Genomic DNA, 23,902 nt, shown 5'->3' with positions numbered 1-23,902 from the left:
AAATATTATAAATGTGATAATATGGTAAAATAAACTTTGATATAATTTTGTTGAGGTGAAAATATGAAAAGAGAATTAATTGGTAATAAAGAATTTATATTTTTTAAGGATGGAGATATAGAAGTTAGATTTTCTACTGCTTTAAATAATATTAATTATAAAAAAGAAGATAAAGAAGGGAAAAAGAATTTAGAAGATTTAAAGGATATATTTAATGTAAAGAAGGTTGTTTACGTAAATCAAATTCATAGTGATAAGTTTATAGATGCAACTTTAAAAGATTTTAAAGGTGATGTAGATTGTGATGCTATTGTTACAAAGGAAAAAAATACTATTATAGGGGTGTTTACAGCAGATTGTCTTCCTTTAATAGCCTATGATAAAGAAAAAAATGTTATAGCAGCTATTCATAGTGGATGGAAGGGAACTTATAATGAAATAGCTAAAAAAACTTGTGAATATATGAAAGAAGAGTATGAATGTAATAATATTAAACTTTTAATAGGACCCCATGTAATGGAATGTTGTTATGAGGTAAGTCTTGAATTAGCAGATAAGTTTAGAGAAAAATTTGGAGAAGAGGTAGCTTTAAATAGAAAATTAAATCTTAAAAAGTGTATAGAAGTTCAATTGGAAGGATTTGTAAAAAAGAGTAATATAAATTCCTTAGATATATGTACTTATTGCGATAAGAATTTTAAAATGCATAGCTATAGAGAAAAGAATGAACAAGCAGGAAGATTATTTTCTTTCTTATTTATAAAGTAAGGTGGTTCTTTAGATGAAAAAAAGAATTATTATTTTTACTACTTTAATCATAACTTTCTTTTTAGCTGTAATGACCTCAGTTTATTTAGTAATTTCTAATCATAAGTATTTAGAAGGTTCTAAAAATATTTTAAATGAATATAACAATGTTATTGCACTTTTACTTGAGAATAATAATAAAAACATTAAAAGTGAATTGCAACAGATAGCTTCAAATAGTGATATGAAAAATATAAGAATCACTTATATAAGTAAAGAGGGAAAGGTTATTTTTGATACTTATAAGAAAGGTAGTCCTAAAGATGATAATTATTTAAAAAAGAAAGAAATAGAAGAAGCTATGAAAAGTGGTTCTGGAAGTAGTGTAAGATATAGTGATGACCTTCATCAAAATATGATATATAGTGCATTACGATTAAGAGATGGTTCTATTGTTAGAACTTCAATAGCTGTTAAAAATGCCAAAATATTAGATGGAGTAAATAGTAATTATTTATTAATTGGGGTTATTTTATCTTTAATTGTATCTTTACTTTTAACAGTAAAAATAACTAACATAATTTTAAATCCTTTAAAGGAATTAGAAAAGTTAACTTCAACTATTGCAAGTGGCAATTTTCATAAAAGAGTAAAAATAAATTCAAAGGATGATGAAATTCAAAGTTTATGTAAAAGTTTCAATCATATGGCTGAAGAATTAGAAATAACTATAGAAAGATATAAAAGTAAGCAAAATGGATTAGAGGCAATATTAAAAAGTATGGGAAGTGGAGTTATAGCCTTTGATAGAGAAATGAATGTTTTAATGATAAATCCTTATGCTAAAAAAATCTTTGGTATAAGTGGAGAAATCATTGGAAATAAATTATTAGATTATATAAAAGATGAGGAAGTTTTAAAAGCTTTTTTTAGTGATAAAGATAGAGTTGAAATTGAGATAAATTATAATAATGACTATAAAATATTAAAAATAAGAAAAGCAAGTATAATAAATGAGCCAGAAATAATAGGAACAGTAGTTGTTATACAAGATATTACAGACATTAAAAAGCTAGAAAATATGAGAAGTCAATTTGTGGCTAATATATCCCATGAACTTAAAACTCCTCTAACTTCCATTAAAGGTTTTGCAGAAACTTTAAGATATGTAGATGATGATGAAACTAGAAATAAATTTTTAAGTATAATAGATGAAGAATCTGATAGATTGGCAAGACTTTTAGAAGATATATTATGTCTTTATGAAATAGAACAAAAAAGAAGTACTGTTTTAGAAGAATTTAATGTAGATAATGAAGTCGAAAAAGTATATACTCTTTTAAATGACCAAGGAAAGAAAAAAGGAGTAGAAATATTTTTAGACACTAAAAGTAACTGTCTTCTTATGGGGGATAAGGATAAGTTTAAACAGATGCTTTTAAACCTTATAAGCAATTCAATTAAATATACAGAAAGTGGAGGACTTGTTAAGGTTAAAACATATAAAAAGGATATGGATTTAATTTTAATAGTTGAAGATAATGGAATTGGAATAAGCAAAGAAGATTTGCCTAGAATATTTGAAAGATTTTATAGGGTTGATAAGGCAAGAAGCAGAGAAAGTGGAGGAACAGGATTAGGCCTTGCTATAGTTAAGCATATAGTTAAACTTTTTGATGGAGAAATAAATGTAAAAAGTAAATTAGGCGTTGGAACTAAGATTATAATAAAGATACCTATAAATTTATAAAGCTTAAAATAAAGATAATTTGAAATTTAAAAGTAATTTCTAAAAATTTTAGAAATTACTTTTAATATTTAATAATTTTAGTTTAAAGCAATTTTAAAAGGTTAATAATTAATCTTATAATAAGCTATGATAAATACTATAAATATGTAGGAGCTTATTTAAGTTGACTACATTATTTAATTAAGGTAATATAACATAGATAGTACTAAAATAGGAGTGAAGCGTATGAAAAGTAGAATTGCTAAAGTCTTACCAGGAGGAATTGGTGAGGAGTTAGGTTTTGAAAAGGGAGATATACTATTAAGCATAAACGGTACTAAGGTTGAAGATATACTTGATTATAGATTTTTATTAGCAGATGAATATGTTGAAGTTGAATTATTAAAGACTAATAAAGAAGTTTGGGCTTTTGAGATAGAGAAAGAATATGGTGAAGATTTAGGGGTGGAATTTGAAGAAGCCATATTAGATAAAGCCAAAAGTTGTACAAATAAATGCATATTTTGCTTCATAGATCAATTACCAAAGGGAATGAGAAAAACTTTATATTTTAAAGATGATGATTCAAGACTTTCTTTTTTACAAGGTAACTTCGTTACTTTAACAAATATGAAAGATGAAGATATTGATAGAATTATAAAATATAGAATAAGTCCTATTAATGTATCAGTACATACAACTAATCCAGAGCTTAGAAAAAAAATTCTAAACAATAGATTTGCAGGGAATGTATATGAAAGATTAGAAAAGTTAGCTAAGGCAGGAATAACTGTAAATGCTCAAATAGTTGTTATGCCAGGAATAAATAATGGGGATGAGTTAGTAAGAACTGTAGAAGACTTATACAAATTACGTCCTTCTATTGAAAATGTTGCTGCTGTTCCAATTGGAATAACAAAATTTAGAGAGGGTTTAGCAGACCTTGAAATATTTAATAAAGAAACTGCTAAAGAGGAGCTAGATAGAATTAGAGTTCTTCAAGAGAAATACATAAAAGAAACAGGAAGTCCTTTTATAAGATTATCAGATGAATTTTACGTTATGGCTGGAGAAGATGTTCCAGGGGAAGAATTCTATGGCGGATATGAACAATTAGAAGATGGCGTAGGAATGATAAGACTTTTAAGAGAAACTATGGCTGTAGATATAAAAGATAAATTAACAAAAACAGGTAAAGGTAAATTTACTCTTATTACAGGAACTTCTGGTTTTAATGAACTAGATAAGGTTTGTTCTGATATAAGAGAAGAAAATAATAATATAGATATTAAATGTAAGGTTATTTTAAATGATTTCTTTGGGCATACAATAACAGTTGCAGGACTTTTAACAGGGCAAGATGTTATTGCACAACTTAAGGATAATATAGATAGCGAATATTTAATTATGGCAGATAACATGTTTAGAAAAGGTTACGAGCCAGGAGACATAACAAAAAGAATAATGTTAGATGATTTGACAGCAAAGGATATTGAAGAGAGGTTGGGAGTTAAGGTTATAGTTTGTAGTTATACAGGAGAAGACCTAATAGACTTAATTAATGAACATTGTGAGGAGGAATAATAATGAGTAAACCAATAGTTGCTATGGTTGGAAGACCTAATGTAGGTAAGTCGACACTTTTTAATAAGTTAGCAGGAAAAAGAATTTCAATAGTACAAGATACGCCAGGGGTTACAAGAGATAGAGTATATGCAGAATCAGAATGGTTAAACAGAAAATTTACTATGATAGATACAGGTGGAATAGAACCTGAAAGTAGTGATGTAATTGTTAAGCAAATGAGAAGACAAGCGCAAATCGCTATAGAAATGGCTGATGTAATAATTTTTGTTGTAGATGGTAAGGAAGGGCTTACTGCAGCAGACCAAGAGGTTGCACAAATGCTTAGAAAAAGTAAAAAGCCTGTGGTTTTAGTAGTCAACAAAATAGATAGATTAGCTTTAGAAGAAAATAGTTATGAATTTTATAATTTAGGAATTGGAGACCCTATAACAATTTCAGCTTCACAAGGCTTAGGACTTGGAGATATGCTAGATGAAGTTGTTAAGTACTTTAATGACCCTTCAGAAGATGAAGAGGATGATGAATATATAAGAATAGCTATGATAGGTAAGCCAAATGTAGGTAAATCATCACTTATAAATAGATTATTAGGTGAAGAAAGAGTTATAGTAAGTAATATTCCAGGAACAACTAGAGATTCAATAGATAGTTATTTAGAAACAGAAGAAGGAAAATTTATTTTAGTTGATACTGCTGGTTTAAGAAGAAAAAGTAAAGTAAAAGAAGAAATAGAGAGATATAGCGTAATTAGAACTTATGCAGCTATAGAAAAGGCTGATGTTGCTATACTTGTAATAGATGCAGAACAAGGAATAAGTGAGCAAGATGAAAAAATAATAGGATATGCTCATGAAATGAATAAAGCTATTATGGTAGTTGTAAACAAATGGGACCTTATTGAAAAAGATGATAAAACTTTAAATAACTATCAAAAGGATTTACAACAAAAACTTAAGTTTATGCCATATGCTAAATATTTATTTATATCAGCCTTAACAGGACAAAGAGTTCACAAGATATTATCAACAGCTAAATATTGTTATGATAACTACTCAAAGAGAGTTTCAACAGGATTATTAAATGATGTTATAAGTAGAGCTGTTTTAATGAAAGAACCACCAGTTGTAGCTTTAAGAAGATTAAAAATATATTATGCAACACAAGTAGCTACAAAACCACCTAAATTTGTTTTCTTTGTAAATGATCCTAATTTACTACATTTTTCTTATGGTAGATATTTAGAGAATCAATTAAGAGAAAGTTTTGATTTTGATGGAACTGGTATAGAAATAGAGTATAGAGCTAGGAAGGAGTAATTTTATGAGTAAAGTGGCTTTTTTAGGAGCAGGAAGTTTTGGTACTTCCTTAGGAATATTATTAGGAAATAAAGGTATTACGGTATCCTTGTGGGATAGAGATGAAAATGTAATAAATGATATTAACGTAAACAGAAGAAATGATAAGTATATAAAAGATTTAAATATTCCTACTAAGGTCACGGCTTATAAAGACTTAGATGAAGCTTTAGAGGGAGCAGATTATGTAGTTCTTGCAGTACCTTCTCATGTTATAAGAACAGCTTGTAAGAATATAAAGGGTAAAATATCAGAAGATGTTATTCTTATTAACATAGCTAAGGGGATAGAAGAAGGAACTAATTTAAGATTATCTCAAGTTATAAATGAGGAGCTTCCAAATAACAAGGTAGTAGTTTTATCTGGGCCAAGTCATGCTGAAGAGGTTTCAAAGGGAATCCCTACAACCTTAGTTGCAAGTTCACAATCTATGGAATGTGCAGAAAAAGTTCAAGATTTATTTATGGATAAAAATTTCAGAATATACACAAATGATGATATTGTAGGAGTTGAAATTGGTGGTGCCGTTAAAAACATCATAGCTTTAGCAGCTGGTGTTTGTGATGGTATAGGATATGGAGACAATTCTAAGGCTGCTTTAATGACTAGAGGAATGGCTGAGATAGCTAGAATAGGAGTTAAAATGGGTGGAAAGGCTGAAACTTTCTTTGGACTAACTGGTATGGGAGATTTAATAGTTACTTGTACTAGTATGCATTCAAGAAATAGAAGAGCTGGAATACTTATAGGCCAAGGTAAAACTGCAGAAGAGGCTATTGAAGAAGTAGGTATGGTTGTTGAAGGAATAAAAGCTTGTAAGGCTTTCTATGAATTAAAAGAAAAAGAAGGTGTTACTATGCCTATAACTGATATAGCATATAAAGTTCTATTTAAAGGGGCAAAGGCTAAGGATGCTGTAAGCTTATTAATGGAAAGAGATAAGAAAAAAGAAGAAATTTAAAGTTTTTAAGAGGTAGAAAATTCTACCTCTTTTTATTTTATAAAATAAAAATATATTTTAATTATTTGGAATTTATAGAGGGGTTCTTGAATAAATAATATTAATACATAATATTAGAAAAATAAATTAAGTCTTTAAATAAATTGGTCTTAATTTTAAGGAGAAAATATATTTTTATAAACAGTATACTTTTTCTAGATTTCTAATATATATATATTGTTAATAATATTTGTAGGAGGGTGTATCTTGGAAGATTTCAATATATACAAAGATATAGCAGAGAGGACACAAGGAGATATTTATGTTGGAGTTGTGGGTCCTGTAAGAACAGGTAAATCTACCTTTATAAAAAGATTTATGGATTTAATGGTAATACCTAAAATTGATAACGCTTATAAAAAAGAGAGGGCAAAGGATGAACTGCCACAAAGTGGTTCAGGAAAAACTATTCATACAACAGAGCCTAAATTTGTACCTAATGAAGCTGTTGAAATTTCTTTAGGAGATGGTATTAAATTTAAGGTTAGAATGGTTGATTGTGTTGGATATATTGTAAAGGGTGCTAATGGATATTTTTATGAAGGAGAAAGTAAAAAAGTAAACACTCCTTGGTTTGATTATGAAATTCCTTTTGAAGATGCAGCTGAAATAGGAACTAGAAAAGTTATAACTGACCATTCAACAATAGGATTAGTAGTTACAACAGATGGTACTATAACAGGTATAGACAGAGAAGACTATCTAGATGCAGAAGAGAGAGTTATTGCAGAGTTAAAATCTATAGATAAACCTTTTATATTAGTACTTAATTCCTTAGAGCCAAAGGCTGAGGAAACTTTAGATTTAAAAAAAGAGTTAGAAATCAGATATGGAGTTCCAGTTCAAATTATGGATGTAGCTAATATGAATGAAGAGGACATAAATGATTTATTTACAAAAGTACTTAAAGAATTCCCAGTTAAGGAAATCAATATAGACATGCCTTCATGGATTGAAAAACTAGAACCTTCTCATTGGTTAAAGGCTAATTTTATAGACATAGTTAAAGATATGTGTAAAAACATAGAAAAAATTAGAGATGTTAAAGCTCTACTTAGTACTTATGGAGAAGATTTCTTAGGAAATGCTAACATAAGCGAAATGAACTTAGGTGATGGAACAGTAAGAGTTGAGATGACACCTAAAAATGGCATATTCTATAAGATAATAAGTGAAATGTGCAATGAGGAATTAAAGGATGAAAGTGATTTAATAGCTTTAATTAAAGAGTTGCATAAAGCAAAATCTGAATATGATAAGGTAGCAGAGGCTATAACTAGTGTAAAAGAAACTGGATATGGTTTAGTAGCACCACAGTTATCAGAAATGAAATTTGAAAAACCTGATATAGGAAGACAAGGTTCTAAATATGTTGTTAAGCTTAAAGCAAGTGCACCAAGCTTACATTTAATAAAAGCTGATATACAAACAGAGATTTGCCCTATAATGGGAACTGAGAAGGAAACACAAGAAGTGTTTAAAACATTACTTGAACAATTTGAAAGTGACCCTGAAAAGTTATGGCAAAGTAATATGTTTGGAAAATCTTTAGAAACTTTAGTTCAAGAAGGTTTGAGAAGTAAATTATATAAAATGCCAGATGATATTCAAAGTAAGATACAAAAAACTCTTCAAAGAATTATAAATGAAGGGGAAGGAAATTTAATTTGTATTATTTTCTAAATTAGTTTAAATAAATATAACCCATAAGGTTTTGGACTTTATGGGTTTTTTTATTTAAAAAATATTATTATATATATAATAAAAAATTATTAGTTTTATAAAATTTGTAAAAAGATTATAATTATTAAGAGAAATATTAAATTTTAGGTATAGGAAACTTAAGATAAATAAATTATTTAAAATTTAAGTTATATTTTATACTTTTAAAATAAAATTTGGAGGTGCTCATGAAGAAAATAGCTGTAATTTTTAATGGTGGAACAATATCAATGAAAGTAGATGAGAGGATAAAGGCTGCAGTTCCTAGTTTGACAGGAGAAGAAATAATGGCTATGGTAACAGGTATAGAGAGTTTTGCAACAATAGAATCCCATAGTTTTTCTTCTCTACCGAGTCCTCATATAACTCCTGAAATAATGTTTGAACTATCTAAGTTTATAAATGCTTTAGTTGAAAGAGATGACATAGATGGAGTTGTTGTAACTCATGGAACAGATACCTTAGAGGAAACTTCTTATTTTGTAAGTTTAACAACAAAAACTAGTAAACCTATTGTTTTTACAGGTGCTATGAGAAGTGGTTCAGAATTAGGATATGATGGTCCTGCAAATTTAGCTGCTTCAATATGTACTGCAGCTTCAGAAGAAGCTAAAAATAGAGGGGTTTTAGTTTGCTTTAATGGAGAATTAAATAGTGCATCAGAGGTTACTAAGGCAAATTCAATGGCCTTAAATGCTTTTAGAACTCCAAACTTTGGTCCTATTGGTGTAGTTGATAATAATAAAGTTATATTTGATAGAAAGGTTTTAAGAGAGGATTTTGTTCCTTTAGAAAATGTAGATAAAAAAGTAGCTATTATAAAATGTGCTGCAGGAATGGATGGAGATTTTATATATCATTGTATAGAAAAAGGATATGATGGAATAGTAATTGAAGCCTTAGGAAGAGGAAATGTTCCTCCTACTATGGTTGATGCTATTAGAGAGGCTATTGAAAAAGGAATAGTTGTTGTTTTAACATCTAGATGTTTTGAAGGAAGAGTTAGTGATAGTTATGGGTATTTAGGTGGAGGAAAACATCTTAAAGAATTAGGTGTTATTTTTGGAGAAAGTATGCCAAGTCAGAAGGCAAGAATAAAGCTTTTAACACTTCTTTCTTTCAATAATGATTATAGATACATTAAGCATAGTTTTGAGAAGGAAAGATATTAAAAGCATACATTTAATAAAATAATATAAAAAATATTCGTATTATTATTGAATAATAAACTTAAATAGTGTAAAATAACATTCGTAGACAGACAAAAATATTTTTATTTAGAAAAATGTTCGTGTTTGTAAAGGCGGATTAAATCTATTAGAGTTTTATTCGATAAATGAAAAAGCTATTTTAGGTTTATGAAACTTAAAATAGCTTTTTTTATTATTTTAAATAAAATGGAGGTCTTTATGGAAAATAAGATTCAAGCTTTAGGTAAAAATGAAAACTTAAGAGTTTTACCTGAAAATAAAAGTGAATATAAGAGAGAATTTTTAGCAGGTACAACAAGTTTTTTAGCTATGGCTTATATAATTGCAGTTAATCCATCTATTTTAAGTGCAGCAGGAATGCCCGCTGGTGCAGTAGTTACTGCAACATGTATTTCAGCAGTTATTGGATGTTTAATAATGGGGATTTATGCTAAGCTACCTTTTGGACTAGCTCCTGGTATGGGATTAAATGCATTTTTTACATTTTCAGTAGTTATAGGAATGGGAATTTCTTGGGAAGTAGCTCTTACAGCAGTTTTTGTAGAAGGAATAATATTTATACTTTTATCTTTATTTAAAGTTAGAGAAGCTGTAGTAGATGCAATTCCAATAAATTTAAAATATGCAGTTACAGCAGGAATAGGTCTTTTTATTGCTTTTATAGGTTTTAATGGAGCAGGAATAGTTGTTGGTAATCCAGATACAATGGTAGCTATGGGAGAAGTTGGTCCTAAAATGCTAATTGCTTTAGTAGGACTTTGTATAATAATAATTTTAGAAAAGAAAAAAGTAAAGGGAGCTATGCTAGTTGGTATAGTTGTTTCAACTCTTTTAGCTTGGGGATATGCTTTAATAAATACAGAGGCAGCAGCTAATATGGGAATATACTTACCAGACGGAATATTTAAATTTGAATCTATAGCACCTATAGCTGGTAAAATAGACTTTTCTTACTTATCTTCATCAGAAAATATATTTAACTTTATAACTATAGTATTTACTTTCTTATTTGTGGATTTTTTTGATACAGTAGGAACTTTAATAGGAGTTGCATCAAGAGCTAATATGTTAGATAAAAAAGGAAGAGTGCCTAATGCAGGGAAGGCTTTAATGACAGATGCTGTAGCTACTACAGCAGGGGCATTACTAGGAACATCTACTGTAACAGTTTATGTAGAAAGTGCTACTGGCGTTGAAGAAGGTGGAAGGACTGGTTTAACTGCAATAACAATAGGAGCATTATTTTTTATTGCTATGTTCTTTTCTCCAATATTTGTGGCAGTACCTGCATGTGCAACTGCACCAGCTTTAATATATGTTGGATATTTAATGTTAACTAGTGTATTAAAAATTGATTTTAGTGATATTACAGAGGCGGTTCCAGCTTTCTTAATAATAGCTTTAATGCCTTTAACATATAGCATAGGAGATGGATTAACTATTGGAGTTTTAGCTTATGTTATTTTAAATCTTTTACAAAATATTTTTGCAAAAGATAAGAAGGATAAAAAACCATTATCCTTAGTTATGATAATATTAGCTATTATATTTATAATAAAGCTTTGTATGCCTTTAATTACAAAAATGATGGGATAAAATATTTTAAAATTTAAATAGACTTTGCTATAAGAAATTAAAAAGTTGATTTTAATTTCTTAAGTAAAGTCTATTTTTTATTTTTACTAGGATATTAAAAATAAATGTTAACATTTTGTGAAAAATAACTTGTTATTAATTAGAATTTATATTAATCTATATTTAGATTATTTTCAAGGAGGCTCTCTTTATGGTTAAAAGTATGACTGGTTTTGGGAGAGCAACTAGTGAAGAAGGAAAAGATAAGGTTTTTTCTTTAGAAATGAAAAGTGTAAACCATAGATATTTAGACATCAACATAAGAATGCCAAGAAGTATGGTTTCTTTAGAAGAAAAGATAAGAAATATGGTTTCTTCTAAACTTAGCAGGGGAAAGGTAGATATCTTTATAAATTATAAGGATTATGCTAAAAATCAAGGAGTTGCACTTTTAAATGAAGACTTAGCTAAAAGTTATGTAAGTGCCTTAAATGATTTAAAATCTTTATTTCCTAATTTACAAGATGATTTAAGTTTATCATTAGTTGCTAAATACCAAGATGTAATAACTATAGAAGAAAAATCAGAAGATTTAGAAGCTATATGGGAAGAAATAAACTCACTACTAAAGATATCTTTAGAAAATATGATTTCTATGAGAAAAGTTGAAGGTGAGAAATTAGCTAATGATATATTAGTTAAATGTAGTTTAATAGAGGAGATAGTATCCTTTATAGAAGAAAAGGCAGAAGTTATTGTGGCTTCTTATAAAGAAAAGTTAGAAGATAGGCTTAAAACTTTATTAGAAGAAATTCCAGTAGATGAAAACAGATTGGCTATGGAAATTGCTGTTTTTGCTGATAAAGTTTCAATTGATGAAGAGATAATAAGACTTAAAAGTCATATAAATCAACTAAGAGAAACTTTAACTTTAGATGAAACAATAGGTAGAAAGCTAGATTTCATAATACAAGAGATGAATAGAGAAGCTAATACAATAGCATCAAAGTCAACTAATTTGGAAATAACCAATAAGGTTATAGATATAAAAAATATTATTGAAAAAATTAGAGAACAAGTGCAAAACATAGAATAATAGGAGGTAGCAAATGAGTATAAAATTAATTAATATTGGTTTTGGTAACATAGTTTCAGCTAATAGATTAGTAGCAATAGTAAGTCCTGAATCAGCACCTATAAAGAGAATCATACAAGAGGCTAGAGATAGAGGTATGCTTATAGATGCAACTTATGGTAGAAGAACAAGAGCCGTAATAATTACAGATTCAGACCATGTAATTCTTTCAGCTGTTCAACCTGAGACAGTGGCTCACAGATTATCAACTAAGGAAGAAGTAGTTGTTGAAGATGATGAATAAGATACATAAAGATAACAGAGGAGTTTTAATAGTTATTTCTGGTCCTTCAGGTGCAGGAAAAGGAACTATTTGTAAAGCTCTATTAGAAAAACATGATGACATATTTATTTCTGTTTCTGCAACAACTAGAAATCCTAGAGTTGGAGAAATTGATGGAGTAAATTATCATTTCTTGACAAAGGAAAAATTTAAAGAAAAAATAGCTGAAGATGATTTTTTAGAGTATGCTGAAGTTTATGGAAATTATTATGGAACACCTAAATCAAGTGTTGAGAAGATGCTTGAAGAAGGAAAAAATGTAATATTAGAAATAGATATACAAGGTGCTTTAAAGGTTAAAGAAAAGGCTACTGATGGAGTGTTTATATTTATTTTACCTCCTTCAATGGAAGAACTTAAACAAAGAATAATAAAAAGAGGTAGTGAAACTCCAGAGAGTTTAATGACAAGATTTAAATCAGCTTATAAAGAAATTAATTATGTGTCAAAATATAATTATGCAGTAGTTAATGATAATGTAGAAGATGCAGTAAAGAAAATAGAAGCTATATTATTAGCTGAAAAGTGTAGAGTAGATAGATTAAAAGAAAATTTATTAGAGTCAAAGGAGGACGAGATGCATGAACAACTCTATGATTAATCCATCAATCGTTGATTTATTAAAAAGGGTAGAAGATAGATATTCTTTAGTAATATTAAGTGCTAAAAGAGCAAGACAAATAATTGACGGTGCTGAAACTTTTGTTGATGTTGATTCAAATAAACCTTTAACAATAGCTATAAATGAAATTGATGAAGGATTTGTAAATTACAAAGATACTGAGGAGAAATAAAAATTATGAAAGATAAGAAATGTGTTGTTTTAGGAGTAAGTGGAGGAATAGCTGTTTATAAAGCTTTAGATGTTATAAGCAGGTTAAGAAAAAAAGGTGTAGAAGTACATGTTATAATGACTAAATCCGCTACTGAGTTTGTAACACCCTTATCTTTTCAATCCTTAAGCCAAAATATGGTTATAACAGATATGTTTGCTGAACCAAAAGCTTGGGAAATACAGCATATATCTCTTGCAAAGAAAGCAGACTTAATGCTTATTGTTCCAGCAACAGCTAACATTATAGGAAAGGTTGCAAATGGAATAGCTGACGATATGTTATCAACAACTATAATGGCAACAAAGGCGCCAGTTGTTTTTTGCCCTGCAATGAATACAAATATGTATGAAAATCCTATAGTTCAAAGAAATATAAGTCTTCTTAAGGAAGTTGGTTATGACTTTATAGAACCAGCTAGTGGAAGATTAGCCTGTGGTGATGAGGGAAAAGGTAAACTTCAAGATACCGAAATTATTGCAGAAGAAATAATGAGAAGGTTACATTCTAATAAGGACTTACTTGGCAAGAAAGTACTTGTTACAGCAGGACCTACTACAGTACCAATAGACCCAGTTAGGATTTTAACAAATAGGTCTTCAGGTAAAATGGGTTATGCAATAGCAGAGGAAGCTAGAGATAGAGGTGCTGATGTTACACTTATATCAGGACCTACATTTTTAAGAAAGCCTTATGGGATTAATGTTATTGATGTAAAAACTAATGAAGAAATGTTTAATGCTATAAAAGAGCATTTTAAAGATTCTGATATTGTTATTAAATCAGCTGCTGTTGCTGATTATAAAAGTAAAAATTATAGCAAAGAAAAAATTAAAAAAGCAGATGAAGATTTAAATTTAGTTTTTGAGAGAGATAGAGATATTCTAAAAACTCTTGGAGAAATGAAAAAGAATCAAATTTTAGTTGGTTTTGCAGCAGAAAGTAGCAATTTAACAGAAAATGCTAAGGGTAAGTTAAAGAAGAAAAATTTAGATTATATTGTTGCAAATGATATAAGTAATTTAGATACTGGTTTTGCTAGCGATGATAATAAAGTTATTATTATAAGTAAGACTGGTGAGGAGTTTTCTTTAGATAAAATGTCTAAAAGAGAAGTTGCAAAGAATATATTTGACATTATAAAAGGGCGCTAAGGGCGCCTTTTTATTCTATACAAATAAGGGTGATTATTTTGGAAAAATTTGCAGAGGTAATTGTAAATAGTGAAGCTGTTACGATTGATAAACCTTTTACATATAAAATTAAAGAAGATTTAGAAAAAAACATAAAGGTTGGACATAGAGTTCTAGTTCCTTTTGGAAAAGGAAATAAAAAAATTGAAGGTTTTGTTTTAAAAATATTAAATCATGTTGAAAATATAAATATAGCATATAAAAGCATATATTCTCTTTGTGATAAAGAACCTCTTTTAAGTGAGGATTCCTTAAAAATTATTAAGTTTTTGAGAGAAAAATATATGTGTAAATATATAGATGCTATAAGGGTTATGATTCCACCTAAAATAATGAGTGGAAATAAAGAGAGAACAAAACAAGTTTTAGTTTTTAATAGCTATAAGGAAGGATTAAGTGAACCTCAAAAACAAGCTTTAGACTTAATCAAAGAAGAAAGTGGAAAATTTACAAAGGCTGAACTTAATAAAAAGCTAAATATATCAATCTATATGATTAATAAATTAATTGATTTAGGTTGTGTTCTTACTTGTGATGTTAGAGTTTTAAGAGAAAATTTAAGAGAGTTTAATTTTTATCCACCTAAGGTATTAAATGAAGAGCAGGTAAAAGCTTATGATAAGATATTAGAAAGTGAAAAAAATATATTTTTATTAAAGGGTGTAACAGGAAGTGGAAAAACAGAAGTTTATATGAATTTAGTAAGCTATATGCTTCTTTTAGAAAAAAGTTCTTTAATATTAGTTCCAGAAATAGCTTTAACTCCTCAAATGATTGAAAGGTTTAAAGGAAGGTTTGGTAAAGATGTAGCTATTTTTCATAGTAGGCTTTCAGATGGAGAAAGATACGATGAGTGGTTTAGGGTTAAAAATAATAAGGTCAAGGTAATTATAGGAGCAAGGTCTGCTATATTTTTACCCTTTAAAGATTTAGGGCTTATAATAGTTGATGAAGAACATGAAAGTAGTTATAAATCAGATATGAACCCTAAATATAATACTATAGAAGTTTGTGAATATTTAAGTTTTATAAAAAATTGTAAAGTTGTTTTAGGTTCTGCAACACCTAGTGTTTCAAGTTTTTATAAAGCGCTTAAGGGAAAATATGAATTAATTGAGCTTAAAAATAGAGTTAATAATGGAAAGCTTCCTAAAGTGAATATTGTTGATATGAGAGAAGAATTAAAATCGAATAATAAGACAATGTTTAGTAGAGAGTTATACTTTAAAATAAAAGATAGGTTAGAGAAAAAAGAACAAGTTATCTTGTTTTTAAATAGAAGAGGATTTTCTTCCTTTGTTTCTTGTAGAAGTTGTGGTTTTGTGTTTAAATGTAACAATTGTGACATATCTATGACTTATCATAATAATGGAGATTTAGTTTGTCATTACTGTGGAAGAAGAGAAAAGATGCCTAGACTTTGTCCAAAATGTAGTAGTACATATGTCAAGCATTTTGGAACAGGGACAGAAAAGTTAGAAAAGGCAGTTAATACTTATTTTAAAGAAGCGAAAACTTTAAGAATGGATGTAGATACTACAAGAAGAAAAAATTCTCATGAAGAAATATATAATGAGTTTAAAGAAGGAAAAGCAGATATTTTAATAGGAACTCAGATGATAGCTAAAGGATTGGATTTTCCAAAGGTTACTTTAGTTGGAGTAATGGCAGCAGATATGTCTTTAAACTTTCCAGATTATAAATCAAGTGAAAAAACATTTCAGTTAATAACGCAGGTAAGTGGAAGAGCAGGAAGAGGAGAAAATGAAGGAGAGGTAATAATTCAAAGTTATGAACCAAGTCATTATGCTTTAACCTGTGCTAAAGATAATAACTATGAAGGTTTTTTTAAAAAGGAAATTGAAATTAGAAATCTTATGGATTACCCTCCCTTTAAGGATTTATTTTTAATAAATTTAAGTGGTAGAGGAGAAATAAGAGTAAAAGTATTTTCAAAAAAATTAGAGAGTTATCTTCGTAATATATTAAAAGAATATGATAATATATTTATATATGAAGCTTGCCCTTGTTCTATTAGCAAAATAAAAAATGTTTATAGATGGCAAATTTTAATTAAGGGAAGTTTAACTTCTGAGCTATGTGATAAAATAAAAAAAGGGGTTTATGAATTATCTAAAGATGTTTATAATGAGATTAAGATTGGTTTAGATATAAATCCTAATAGTTTAATGTAAGGAGGAGTTTATTTTGGCAATAAGGAACTTAAGATTTAATGAAGATGAGATACTAAGAAAAAAATGTAGAGCAGTTGAAGATATTAATGATAGAATAAAAATCTTAGTAAAAGATATGTTAGATACTATGTATGAAAACAATGGAGTTGGTTTAGCGGCACCTCAAGTTGGAATACTAAAGAGAGTTTTTGTTGTTGATGTTATGGATGGAAAGGGAGCTAAGGTTTTTATAAATCCAGAAATATTAGAAAAAAGTGGAGAACAAATAGATGAAGAAGGATGCTTAAGTTTACCAGGAAGACATAAAGCTGTAAACAGAGCTAATAAAATAAAGATAAAAGCTTTAGATATAGATGGAAATGAATTTGTATTAGAGGCTGAAGAACTTTTAGCAAGAGCTATACAACATGAGTATGATCATTTAGAGGGAGTACTTTTTATAGACCACGAACTTTAAGACTAAGGAGGAATTTGACATGAAGATAGTATTTATGGGAACACCAGAATTTGCGGTACCATCATTAAAAAGTTTGATAAAGGAATTTGGAGTAGAGGCTGTGTTTACTCAACCAGATAGACCAAAGGGAAGAGGAAAAAAATTAGCTATGTCTCCAGTTAAAGAGGTTGCTTTAGAAAATAACATAAAGGTTTATCAACCTTTAAGATTAAAAAATGAACCTGAAACTATAGAAGAATTAAAAAATATGAAACCAGATTTTATTGTGGTGGTAGCTTTTGGTCAAATATTAACTAAAGAAGTTTTAGATATACCTAAATATGGATGTATAAATCTACATGCGTCATTACTTCCTAAGTATAGAGGGGCAGCACCTTTAAATTGGAGTATAATAAAAGGTGAAAAGGTAACAGGAAATACAACAATGCTTATGGATGTAGGCATTGATACTGGTGATATGCTTTTAAAAGATGAAGTTGAAATAACTGATAATATGACAACAGGAGAATTACATGATATCTTAAAAGAAAGAGGCGGAGATTTATTAGTTAAAACAATAAAAGGTATTTTGGAAAATAAAATAGTTCCAGAAAAGCAAGAGGATGAGAAGACTTGTTATGCACCTATGCTTAATAAAGAATTAGCTAAAATTAATTGGAATCTTCCTGCTGAAGATATTCATAATTTAGTTAGAGGATTAAACCCTTGGCCTATAGCTTTAACATCTTATGATGATAAAGTAGTAAAGATATATGAAACAAGAGTTGAAAAAGGAAATAGCAACAAGGAAGCAGGAACTATATTATCTGTAGATAAGACAGGTATTAAGGTTTCAACAGGAAAAGATATACTTGTTATAGAAAAATTACAATTCCCAAATAGTAAACAATTATATGTAGAACAATTTATAAATGGTAACAAGATTGAAATTGGTAAAACTTTAAAATAATTTAAGAGGGTGAGATTATGTTTTATCCGTACAGGATTGATCCAACTTACTTAATACTTATACCAGCAATTTTAATATCAGCTTGGGCTCAATTTAAAGTATCTAGCACTTTTAATAGATATAGTACCGTTAGAAGTAGAAATGGGTATACAGGAGCACAAGTTGCTAGAATTCTTTTAAATGATGCAGGACTTCAAGATGTAGAAATTCAACAAATAGGAGGAAGATTAAGTGACCACTATGACCCAAAGTCAAAGGTTTTAAGGCTTTCTTCAGATGTTTATGGAAGTACATCAGTAGCATCTATAGGAGTAGCTGCTCATGAAGTAGGGCATGCTATACAAGATAAGGAATCTTATGCAGCTTTAGTTTTTAGAAATTCCATAGTTCCTTTAGTTAACTTTTCTTCAAGTTTATCTTGGATTTTATTTATAGTTGGAATATTATTTAGTTTTAAAGGATTAGTAACTATAGGTATAATTTTATTTTCTGTAATTGTACTTTTTCAACTAGTAACATTACCAGTAGAGTTTAATGCATCTTCAAGAGCTTTAAAACTTTTAGAAGATAGAGGAATATTATATGATGAGGAAATACAAGGAGCTAAAAAAGTATTAGGAGCAGCAGCTTTAACATATGTTGCAGCAACACTTATGGCTGTTTTACAATTAGTAAGGCTTTTCGCTATAAGCGATAGAAATTCAAATGATTAGAGGTTAAAATATATGAATGCAAGAAAAATAATAGTTGAAATATTAGATAATGTTTTATTAAAGGGAGCTTACTCAAATATAGAAATAAATAAGCAATTTGCATCTAATGATATAGATCCAAAGGATAAAGGATTAATAACAGAAGTTGTTTATGGAACTATAAAATACAAAAAAATGATAGATATAATTCTTTCAAATTTTGTAGCTGATATTGGAAAGATAGATGAAAATGTACTTAATATTTTAAGAAGTTCAGTATATCAAATGAAGTTTTTAGACAGGGTGCCACCTTATGCTATAGTTAATGAAGCTGTAAACTTAACTAAGGAAGTTGCACCTAACTTAAGTAAGCTTGTAAATGGAGTTTTAAGAAATTACTTAAGAAATGAAAACAAAAACTTTAAGGTTGGATTAAGAAATAATGAGGCTCTATGCTATGATTTTTCTTTTGACAGATGGATGATAGAAATGTTTATAAAACAATATGGAAAAGAAGATGCTTTAAGAATTCTTAGAGGATTAAACACAGTTCCATATATAACAGTTAGAGTTAATGCACTTAAAGCTGACTATGATGAGGTTTATGAAAGACTTGAAGAAGAAGGATATGATATAGAAGAAGGTGCTTTCTCACCTGAAGCTATTATAATTAAAAAGGGTAGTGCAATAGAAAAGAATAAACTTTATCAAGAAGGTTTAATAACAGTTCAGGATGAAAGCGCAATGTTAGTTGCACCTTTATTTAATTTACAAGGTGAAGAAAAAGTTATGGACTTATGTAGTGCACCAGGAACTAAGGCAACTCATATTGGAGAGTTACTTATGAATAAAGGAGAAGTTGTAGCTTTTGATATTCATGACCATAAGTTAGCTTTAATAAAAGAAAATATAGATAGATTAGGATTAAGCAATATTAAAGTTGAATTAGGAGATGCAACAAAGGTAAACTCTAATTACGTAAATTGGGCAGATAGAGTTTTATTAGATGTTCCTTGTTCAGGACTTGGAATTATAAGAAAGAAACCAGAAATAAAATGGAATAAAAAGAATAATGACTTAACAGAGGTTGTTAAGGTCCAAAAAGAAATTTTAAATAATGCTTGGAATTATTTGAAAAAAGGTGGAGAACTAATTTATTCTACTTGTACTTTAAATAAAAAGGAAAATGAAGAAGTTATAGATTGGTTTGTAGAGAAAAATTCAGATTGCGAAATTGAGAAGATATTTTTAGGTAAGGCAGATAATGTAATATATAACGATAATGGAAGTGTTACAATATTACCTAATAAATATATGGATGGTTTCTTTATTGCTAAGCTTAAGAAAAAATAAAAGTAAAAAGCAAAAAAGATAAACATGGAAGGTGAAACTATATGAAAAACATCTTAGATTTTACATTAGATGAATTAAAAGAATGGATGAAAGAAAATGGAGAAAGTGCCTTTAGAGCAAAGCAAATTTTCGATTGGATATATAAAAAAGAGGTATTTAATTTTGAAGAAATGAAAAATATACCTAAGGCATTAATAAACAAACTTTCAGAAAACTTTTATATAGGAATACCTGAAGTTATAGATTATTTATCCTCTAGTGAGGATGGAACTAGAAAAGTTCTTCTAGCCTTAAGAGATGGAAACATAATAGAATGTGTTATTATGAGATATAAATACGGAAATTCTATTTGTGTTTCCACACAAATAGGTTGTAGGATGGGATGTAAATTCTGTGCATCAACTTTAGAAGGAATGGTAAGAAACTTAACTTCAGGAGAAATATTATCAGAGGTATTAATAGGTCAAAAGCTTTTAGGAGAGAGAATATCTAATATAGTTTTAATGGGAAGTGGAGAGCCTTTAGATAATTATGATAATGTTATGAAGTTTTTAGAAGTTGTAAATGCTGATTATAGTTTAAACATAGGTCAAAGGCATATAACTTTATCAACTTGTGGACTTGTTCCAAAGATTAAAGAAATGGCTGATAAGGAAATGCAAGTTACCTTAGCTATCTCTTTACATGCTGTTTCTGATGAAAAGAGAAGAACTATAATGCCAATAGCTAATAAGTATTCCATAAGTGAAATCTTAGAAGCTTGTAATTATTACATTGAAAAGACAGGAAGAAGAGTAACTTTTGAGTATTCTTTAGTTAGTGGAGTTAATGATACTAAAGAGGATGCTAAAAGTTTAGGAAGACTTTTAAAAGGAATGCTTTGTCATGTCAATTTAATTCCTGTAAATGAAATAAAAGAAAATGAGTTTAAAAGGTCTACTAAAAAAGATATAGAAGTATTTTTAAATACTCTTAAAACCTATGGAATAGAAGCTACAGTAAGAAGAGAAATGGGCTCAGACATAGATGCAGCCTGTGGGCAATTAAGAAGAAGTTATATTAAGTCAAAAGGGTTGAAACTGTAGGGGGAAATTTTATGTTAGGATTTGTAACAGATAAAGGAAATGTTAGAGAATTAAATGAAGACTTTTTGTCTTATTCTAGAGAAGATGAATTTTCAATATATGTAGTTGGCGACGGAATGGGTGGACATAATGCAGGAGAAGTTGCAAGTAAAAGAGCTGTTGAGAGTATAATATCTTTTATTAAAGAGAAATTTTCATTAATACCTATAGAGGATCTTTTAAGAGAAGCTATTTTACATGCTAACAATAAAATATATAATATGAGTAAAGAAAGTTCAGGTTTATCTGGTATGGGTACAACAATAACAGCTATATTAGAAGTTAAAAATATAGTTTATGTTGCCAATGTAGGTGACAGTTCTTGTTTTGGTATTAATGAAAATGGAATAAAAAAACTAACAAAGGATCATTCCTTAGTTCAAGAACTTGTTGATAGTGGTTGTATTACAGAGGGGGAAGCTAGAAACCATCCAAGAAAAAATGTAATAACTAGAGCTATAGGAACTAATTCAAATGTTGATGTAGATGTATTTAAAGTTGACAGAGATGAATATAAGGCATACTTACTTTGTACAGATGGACTAAGTAATGATGTAGAAGAATATGAAATTTGGAAAAAGATAATTAAGGCTGAAAATTTTGATAAAGCATGCAATGAATTAGTAGAAATGGCAAAGGCAAGGGGAGGAAAAGATAATATTACAGTGTTAGTTTTTGGAGGAGAGAAGTAGAATGATAGGTAAAATCTTAGGGAATAGGTACGAGTTGCTTCAGTGTGTAGGCGAAGGTGGCATGTCCTTTGTGTACAAAGCTAGATGTAGAAAGTTAAATAGATTCGTAGCTGTTAAAATATTAAAAGATGAATTTAAAAACAATGAAGAAATTGTTAGAAGATTTAAAAAGGAAGCTACAGCCATTGCTAACTTATCTAATCCAAATGTAGTAAATGTATTAGATGTTGGAACTCAAGATGATATCAATTATATTGTAATGGAATATGTTGAGGGAAAAACTTTAAAGGATATAATTAAAGAAAAAGGCCCATTGCCTTACGAAGTTGCAATAAGTATAGGAATAAAGGTAGCTAAGGCTTTAGAATGTGCCCATAGAAGTGGAATTATACATAGAGATGTTAAGCCACAAAATATTTTGGTTACAGAAGAAGGGGTTGTTAAAGTAACAGACTTTGGAATAGCTAAATCTATGGATTCATCAACTATAGCACATACAAATAGTGTTATGGGGTCTGCTCATTACTTTTCGCCAGAACAGGCTAAGGGAACATATACAGACTATAGAACAGATTTATATTCTTTAGGAATAGTACTTTATGAAATGGTTACAGGAGTTGTACCCTTTAATGGAGATTCCCCTGTTACTGTAGCTGTTAAGCATATACAAGAACAGGCTATACCTCCTAAGAGTATAAATAAAAATATTCCAGATAGTTTAAATGATTTAATAATGAAAGCTATTGAAAAAGATCCTGTTAATAGATACCAAACTGCTAAGGAAATGATAACTGATTTAGAAAAAATAAAAAAGGATCCAAATGCAACTATTTTATCTAAGAAGGAAGAAGAAGAAAATCAATTTACAAAAGTTATGTCTCCTGTGGTACCTCCTAATAATGAGGTAAAATCTGAAGATTTTGACGATTATGATGAAGATGAGGATGAAGAAGACGACGAAGATGAGGATAATCAAAAAGAAGAGGATTCTCAAAATAACATTAAAAAAAGAAGTAGCAATAAAAAATCGCCTATAGTTATGATTCTTTGTGCAGTTTTAGCTATAGCATTATTAGGGACTATTGGGGTTGTAGGTGTTAAAAAAATGTCTGAAAACAAAGAGGTTACAATACCTAATGTAGTAGGACAAAAACAGGATGTAGCTAAAAAAGAATTAGAAAAATTAGGATTAAAAGTTGTAGAAGTTACAGAAGAAAGTGATGAGGAAAAAGGTGTAGTCTTGAAAGTTGAACCAGAAGTTGGGGCTTCTGTTAAGAAAAAAAGTGAAGTGAAGCTTGTTGTAAGTGGAGGTCCTGAACAAGTTAAAGTACCTGATTTAACAAACATGAATTTAGAGAGTGTTAAGAGAACTTTAAATAGTTTAGGATTAGAACTAGGTGATGTTAGCGAAGATTATAGTGATAGCGTTGCTAAGGGAGAGGTTATTTCTCAAAACCCTAACAAAGATGAATCGGTAGATAAAGGTTCTAAGATAAATGTTATTTTAAGTAAGGGTGTAGAAATAAAAACTAAGCTTATAGATGTACCAAATGTTTCAGGTAAATCTGTAGATGAAGCTAAATCAATTTTAGCAAACCTTGGAGTTTCAGTTAATGCTGTAAAAGGAGACGCTGCAAATAGTCAAGGAGAAGTAGGAAAAGTTTATGCCCAAAGCCAAGTTGGTGGAATAACAATTAAAGAGGGAGAAACTTTAACAATAACAATAAGTTACTATGGAGAACCTGCTAAAGCTAAATTTAATGCAGGAGACCTTGTAGGTATGACAGGAAGTGAAGCAAGAAATTGGGCTGCAAACCATAATGTAACTGTAAATGGAATAACTAGTGATTCCTTAAAAATAATTTCAGTAAGTCACAATACAGTAGAAGAAGGTGGTTCTGTTTCTGTAACTATGGAGAAACCTAAAAATGAAAAGCCAGTTGAACCACCAAAAGATGAAAATAAGAATGAGGAAAAACCAAAACCTGAAGAACAACAAAATCAAGAACATCCAAATCCAAATCAACCAGGAGATAATCAATAAAAAAGAGAGAGCTAAATAGGCTCTCT

At 29.0% G+C, this 23,902-nt stretch carries 21 protein-coding genes; all 21 read left to right on the top strand.

The window, feature by feature from the left end:
- The first annotated feature begins 63 nt into the window (after nt 1-63).
- The 21 genes from pgeF (at nt 64) to pknB (ending at nt 23,876) form a co-directional block, all read left to right on the top strand.
- Nucleotides 64-768, top strand: coding sequence for a peptidoglycan editing factor PgeF (gene pgeF, locus AC4FRL_RS04900; RefSeq protein WP_491139094.1), 705 nt, complete (start codon nt 64-66; stop codon nt 766-768).
- A gap of 13 nt (nt 769-781) precedes the next feature.
- Complete coding sequence (locus AC4FRL_RS04895; protein WP_491139093.1) at nt 782-2,497, top strand: HAMP domain-containing sensor histidine kinase; 1,716 nt, start codon at nt 782-784, stop codon at nt 2,495-2,497.
- Nucleotides 2,498-2,722: 225 nt separating this feature from the next.
- Nucleotides 2,723-4,060, top strand: a complete 1,338-nt coding sequence (locus AC4FRL_RS04890; protein WP_491139092.1) for a DUF512 domain-containing protein — start codon at nt 2,723-2,725, stop codon at nt 4,058-4,060.
- A 2-nt stretch (nt 4,061-4,062) separates the two neighbouring features.
- Nucleotides 4,063-5,379 carry a ribosome biogenesis GTPase Der gene (gene der / locus AC4FRL_RS04885; protein ID WP_491139091.1) on the top strand — a complete coding sequence of 439 codons (1,317 nt, stop codon included), beginning with the start codon at nt 4,063-4,065 and terminating at the stop codon, nt 5,377-5,379.
- A gap of 4 nt (nt 5,380-5,383) precedes the next feature.
- Complete coding sequence (locus tag AC4FRL_RS04880) at nt 5,384-6,379, top strand: NAD(P)H-dependent glycerol-3-phosphate dehydrogenase (protein ID WP_491139090.1); 996 nt, start codon at nt 5,384-5,386, stop codon at nt 6,377-6,379.
- 246 nt (nt 6,380-6,625) lie between these two features.
- Complete coding sequence (spoIVA, locus tag AC4FRL_RS04875; protein ID WP_491139089.1) at nt 6,626-8,101, top strand: stage IV sporulation protein A; 1,476 nt, start codon at nt 6,626-6,628, stop codon at nt 8,099-8,101.
- Between the two features lie 227 nt (nt 8,102-8,328).
- Nucleotides 8,329-9,312: an asparaginase gene (locus AC4FRL_RS04870; protein ID WP_491139088.1), complete on the top strand. Its 984-nt coding sequence runs from the start codon at nt 8,329-8,331 to the stop codon at nt 9,310-9,312.
- A 237-nt stretch (nt 9,313-9,549) separates the two neighbouring features.
- A complete protein-coding gene (locus AC4FRL_RS04865) occupies nt 9,550-10,947 on the top strand; it encodes an NCS2 family permease (RefSeq protein WP_491139087.1) in 1,398 nt (465 codons plus the stop codon).
- A 190-nt stretch (nt 10,948-11,137) separates the two neighbouring features.
- The gene (locus AC4FRL_RS04860; protein ID WP_491139086.1) at nt 11,138-12,022 is read left to right on the top strand and encodes a YicC/YloC family endoribonuclease; all 885 of its coding nucleotides are present in this window, start codon (nt 11,138-11,140) and stop codon (nt 12,020-12,022) included.
- Nucleotides 12,023-12,035: 13 nt separating this feature from the next.
- Nucleotides 12,036-12,305, top strand: coding sequence for an extracellular matrix/biofilm regulator RemA (gene remA / locus AC4FRL_RS04855; protein ID WP_003458433.1), 270 nt, complete (start codon nt 12,036-12,038; stop codon nt 12,303-12,305).
- Nucleotides 12,295-12,945, top strand: a complete 651-nt coding sequence (gmk, locus tag AC4FRL_RS04850) for a guanylate kinase (protein WP_491139085.1) — start codon at nt 12,295-12,297, stop codon at nt 12,943-12,945. The genes remA and gmk overlap by 11 nt, the downstream gene beginning before the upstream one ends.
- On the top strand, nt 12,926-13,138 hold the full coding sequence (gene rpoZ, locus AC4FRL_RS04845) for a DNA-directed RNA polymerase subunit omega (RefSeq protein WP_491139084.1): 213 nt from the start codon (nt 12,926-12,928) through the stop codon (nt 13,136-13,138). Before gmk ends, rpoZ begins: the two co-directional genes overlap by 20 nt.
- Nucleotides 13,139-13,143: 5 nt before the next feature.
- A complete protein-coding gene (gene coaBC / locus AC4FRL_RS04840) occupies nt 13,144-14,331 on the top strand; it encodes a bifunctional phosphopantothenoylcysteine decarboxylase/phosphopantothenate--cysteine ligase CoaBC (protein ID WP_491139083.1) in 1,188 nt (395 codons plus the stop codon).
- A gap of 38 nt (nt 14,332-14,369) precedes the next feature.
- On the top strand, nt 14,370-16,565 hold the full coding sequence (priA, locus tag AC4FRL_RS04835) for a primosomal protein N' (RefSeq protein ID WP_491139082.1): 2,196 nt from the start codon (nt 14,370-14,372) through the stop codon (nt 16,563-16,565).
- 13 nt (nt 16,566-16,578) lie between these two features.
- Nucleotides 16,579-17,022: a peptide deformylase gene (gene def / locus AC4FRL_RS04830; RefSeq protein ID WP_491139081.1), complete on the top strand. Its 444-nt coding sequence runs from the start codon at nt 16,579-16,581 to the stop codon at nt 17,020-17,022.
- 19 nt (nt 17,023-17,041) lie between these two features.
- Nucleotides 17,042-17,971, top strand: coding sequence for a methionyl-tRNA formyltransferase (gene fmt / locus AC4FRL_RS04825; protein ID WP_491139080.1), 930 nt, complete (start codon nt 17,042-17,044; stop codon nt 17,969-17,971).
- 17 nt (nt 17,972-17,988) lie between these two features.
- Nucleotides 17,989-18,684 (top strand): zinc metallopeptidase, encoded by a 696-nt coding sequence (locus AC4FRL_RS04820; RefSeq protein ID WP_491139079.1) that lies wholly within the window; start codon nt 17,989-17,991, stop codon nt 18,682-18,684.
- A gap of 12 nt (nt 18,685-18,696) precedes the next feature.
- Complete coding sequence (gene rsmB / locus AC4FRL_RS04815; protein ID WP_491139078.1) at nt 18,697-20,016, top strand: 16S rRNA (cytosine(967)-C(5))-methyltransferase RsmB; 1,320 nt, start codon at nt 18,697-18,699, stop codon at nt 20,014-20,016.
- A 41-nt stretch (nt 20,017-20,057) separates the two neighbouring features.
- Nucleotides 20,058-21,101, top strand: coding sequence for a dual-specificity RNA methyltransferase RlmN (rlmN, locus tag AC4FRL_RS04810; protein ID WP_491139077.1), 1,044 nt, complete (start codon nt 20,058-20,060; stop codon nt 21,099-21,101).
- A gap of 11 nt (nt 21,102-21,112) precedes the next feature.
- Entirely contained in the window at nt 21,113-21,832 is a 720-nt protein-coding gene (locus tag AC4FRL_RS04805; protein WP_491139076.1) for a Stp1/IreP family PP2C-type Ser/Thr phosphatase, read from the top strand.
- Nucleotide 21,833: 1 nt separating this feature from the next.
- Nucleotides 21,834-23,876, top strand: coding sequence for a Stk1 family PASTA domain-containing Ser/Thr kinase (gene pknB / locus AC4FRL_RS04800; protein WP_491139075.1), 2,043 nt, complete (start codon nt 21,834-21,836; stop codon nt 23,874-23,876).
- Nucleotides 23,877-23,902 lie beyond the last annotated feature (26 nt).

It is taken from the genome of Clostridium sp. TJA032, from assembly GCF_058310275.1.
Note: the sequence above shows the minus strand (reverse complement) of the source record. Positions and strands in the feature narration are given on the sequence as shown.

Bases quoted from the DNA above. Each gene is read 5' to 3' on its own strand.
- AC4FRL_RS04870 (WP_491139088.1), top strand. From the start codon at position 8,329: ATGAAGAAAATAGCTGTAATTTTTAATGGTGGAACAATATCAATGAAA.
- AC4FRL_RS04890 (WP_491139092.1), top strand. From the start codon at position 2,723: ATGAAAAGTAGAATTGCTAAAGTCTTACCAGGAGGAATTGGTGAGGAG.
- rsmB (WP_491139078.1), top strand. From the start codon at position 18,697: ATGAATGCAAGAAAAATAATAGTTGAAATATTAGATAATGTTTTATTA.
- pknB (WP_491139075.1), top strand. From the start codon at position 21,834: ATGATAGGTAAAATCTTAGGGAATAGGTACGAGTTGCTTCAGTGTGTA.
- der (WP_491139091.1), top strand. From the start codon at position 4,063: ATGAGTAAACCAATAGTTGCTATGGTTGGAAGACCTAATGTAGGTAAG.
- rlmN (WP_491139077.1), top strand. From the start codon at position 20,058: ATGAAAAACATCTTAGATTTTACATTAGATGAATTAAAAGAATGGATG.
- remA (WP_003458433.1), top strand. From the start codon at position 12,036: ATGAGTATAAAATTAATTAATATTGGTTTTGGTAACATAGTTTCAGCT.
- AC4FRL_RS04820 (WP_491139079.1), top strand. From the start codon at position 17,989: ATGTTTTATCCGTACAGGATTGATCCAACTTACTTAATACTTATACCA.
- AC4FRL_RS04805 (WP_491139076.1), top strand. From the start codon at position 21,113: ATGTTAGGATTTGTAACAGATAAAGGAAATGTTAGAGAATTAAATGAA.
- coaBC (WP_491139083.1), top strand. From the start codon at position 13,144: ATGAAAGATAAGAAATGTGTTGTTTTAGGAGTAAGTGGAGGAATAGCT.
- AC4FRL_RS04895 (WP_491139093.1), top strand. From the start codon at position 782: ATGAAAAAAAGAATTATTATTTTTACTACTTTAATCATAACTTTCTTT.
- rpoZ (WP_491139084.1), top strand. From the start codon at position 12,926: ATGAACAACTCTATGATTAATCCATCAATCGTTGATTTATTAAAAAGG.
- AC4FRL_RS04880 (WP_491139090.1), top strand. From the start codon at position 5,384: ATGAGTAAAGTGGCTTTTTTAGGAGCAGGAAGTTTTGGTACTTCCTTA.
- AC4FRL_RS04865 (WP_491139087.1), top strand. From the start codon at position 9,550: ATGGAAAATAAGATTCAAGCTTTAGGTAAAAATGAAAACTTAAGAGTT.
- gmk (WP_491139085.1), top strand. From the start codon at position 12,295: ATGATGAATAAGATACATAAAGATAACAGAGGAGTTTTAATAGTTATT.
- fmt (WP_491139080.1), top strand. From the start codon at position 17,042: ATGAAGATAGTATTTATGGGAACACCAGAATTTGCGGTACCATCATTA.
- AC4FRL_RS04860 (WP_491139086.1), top strand. From the start codon at position 11,138: ATGGTTAAAAGTATGACTGGTTTTGGGAGAGCAACTAGTGAAGAAGGA.
- pgeF (WP_491139094.1), top strand. From the start codon at position 64: ATGAAAAGAGAATTAATTGGTAATAAAGAATTTATATTTTTTAAGGAT.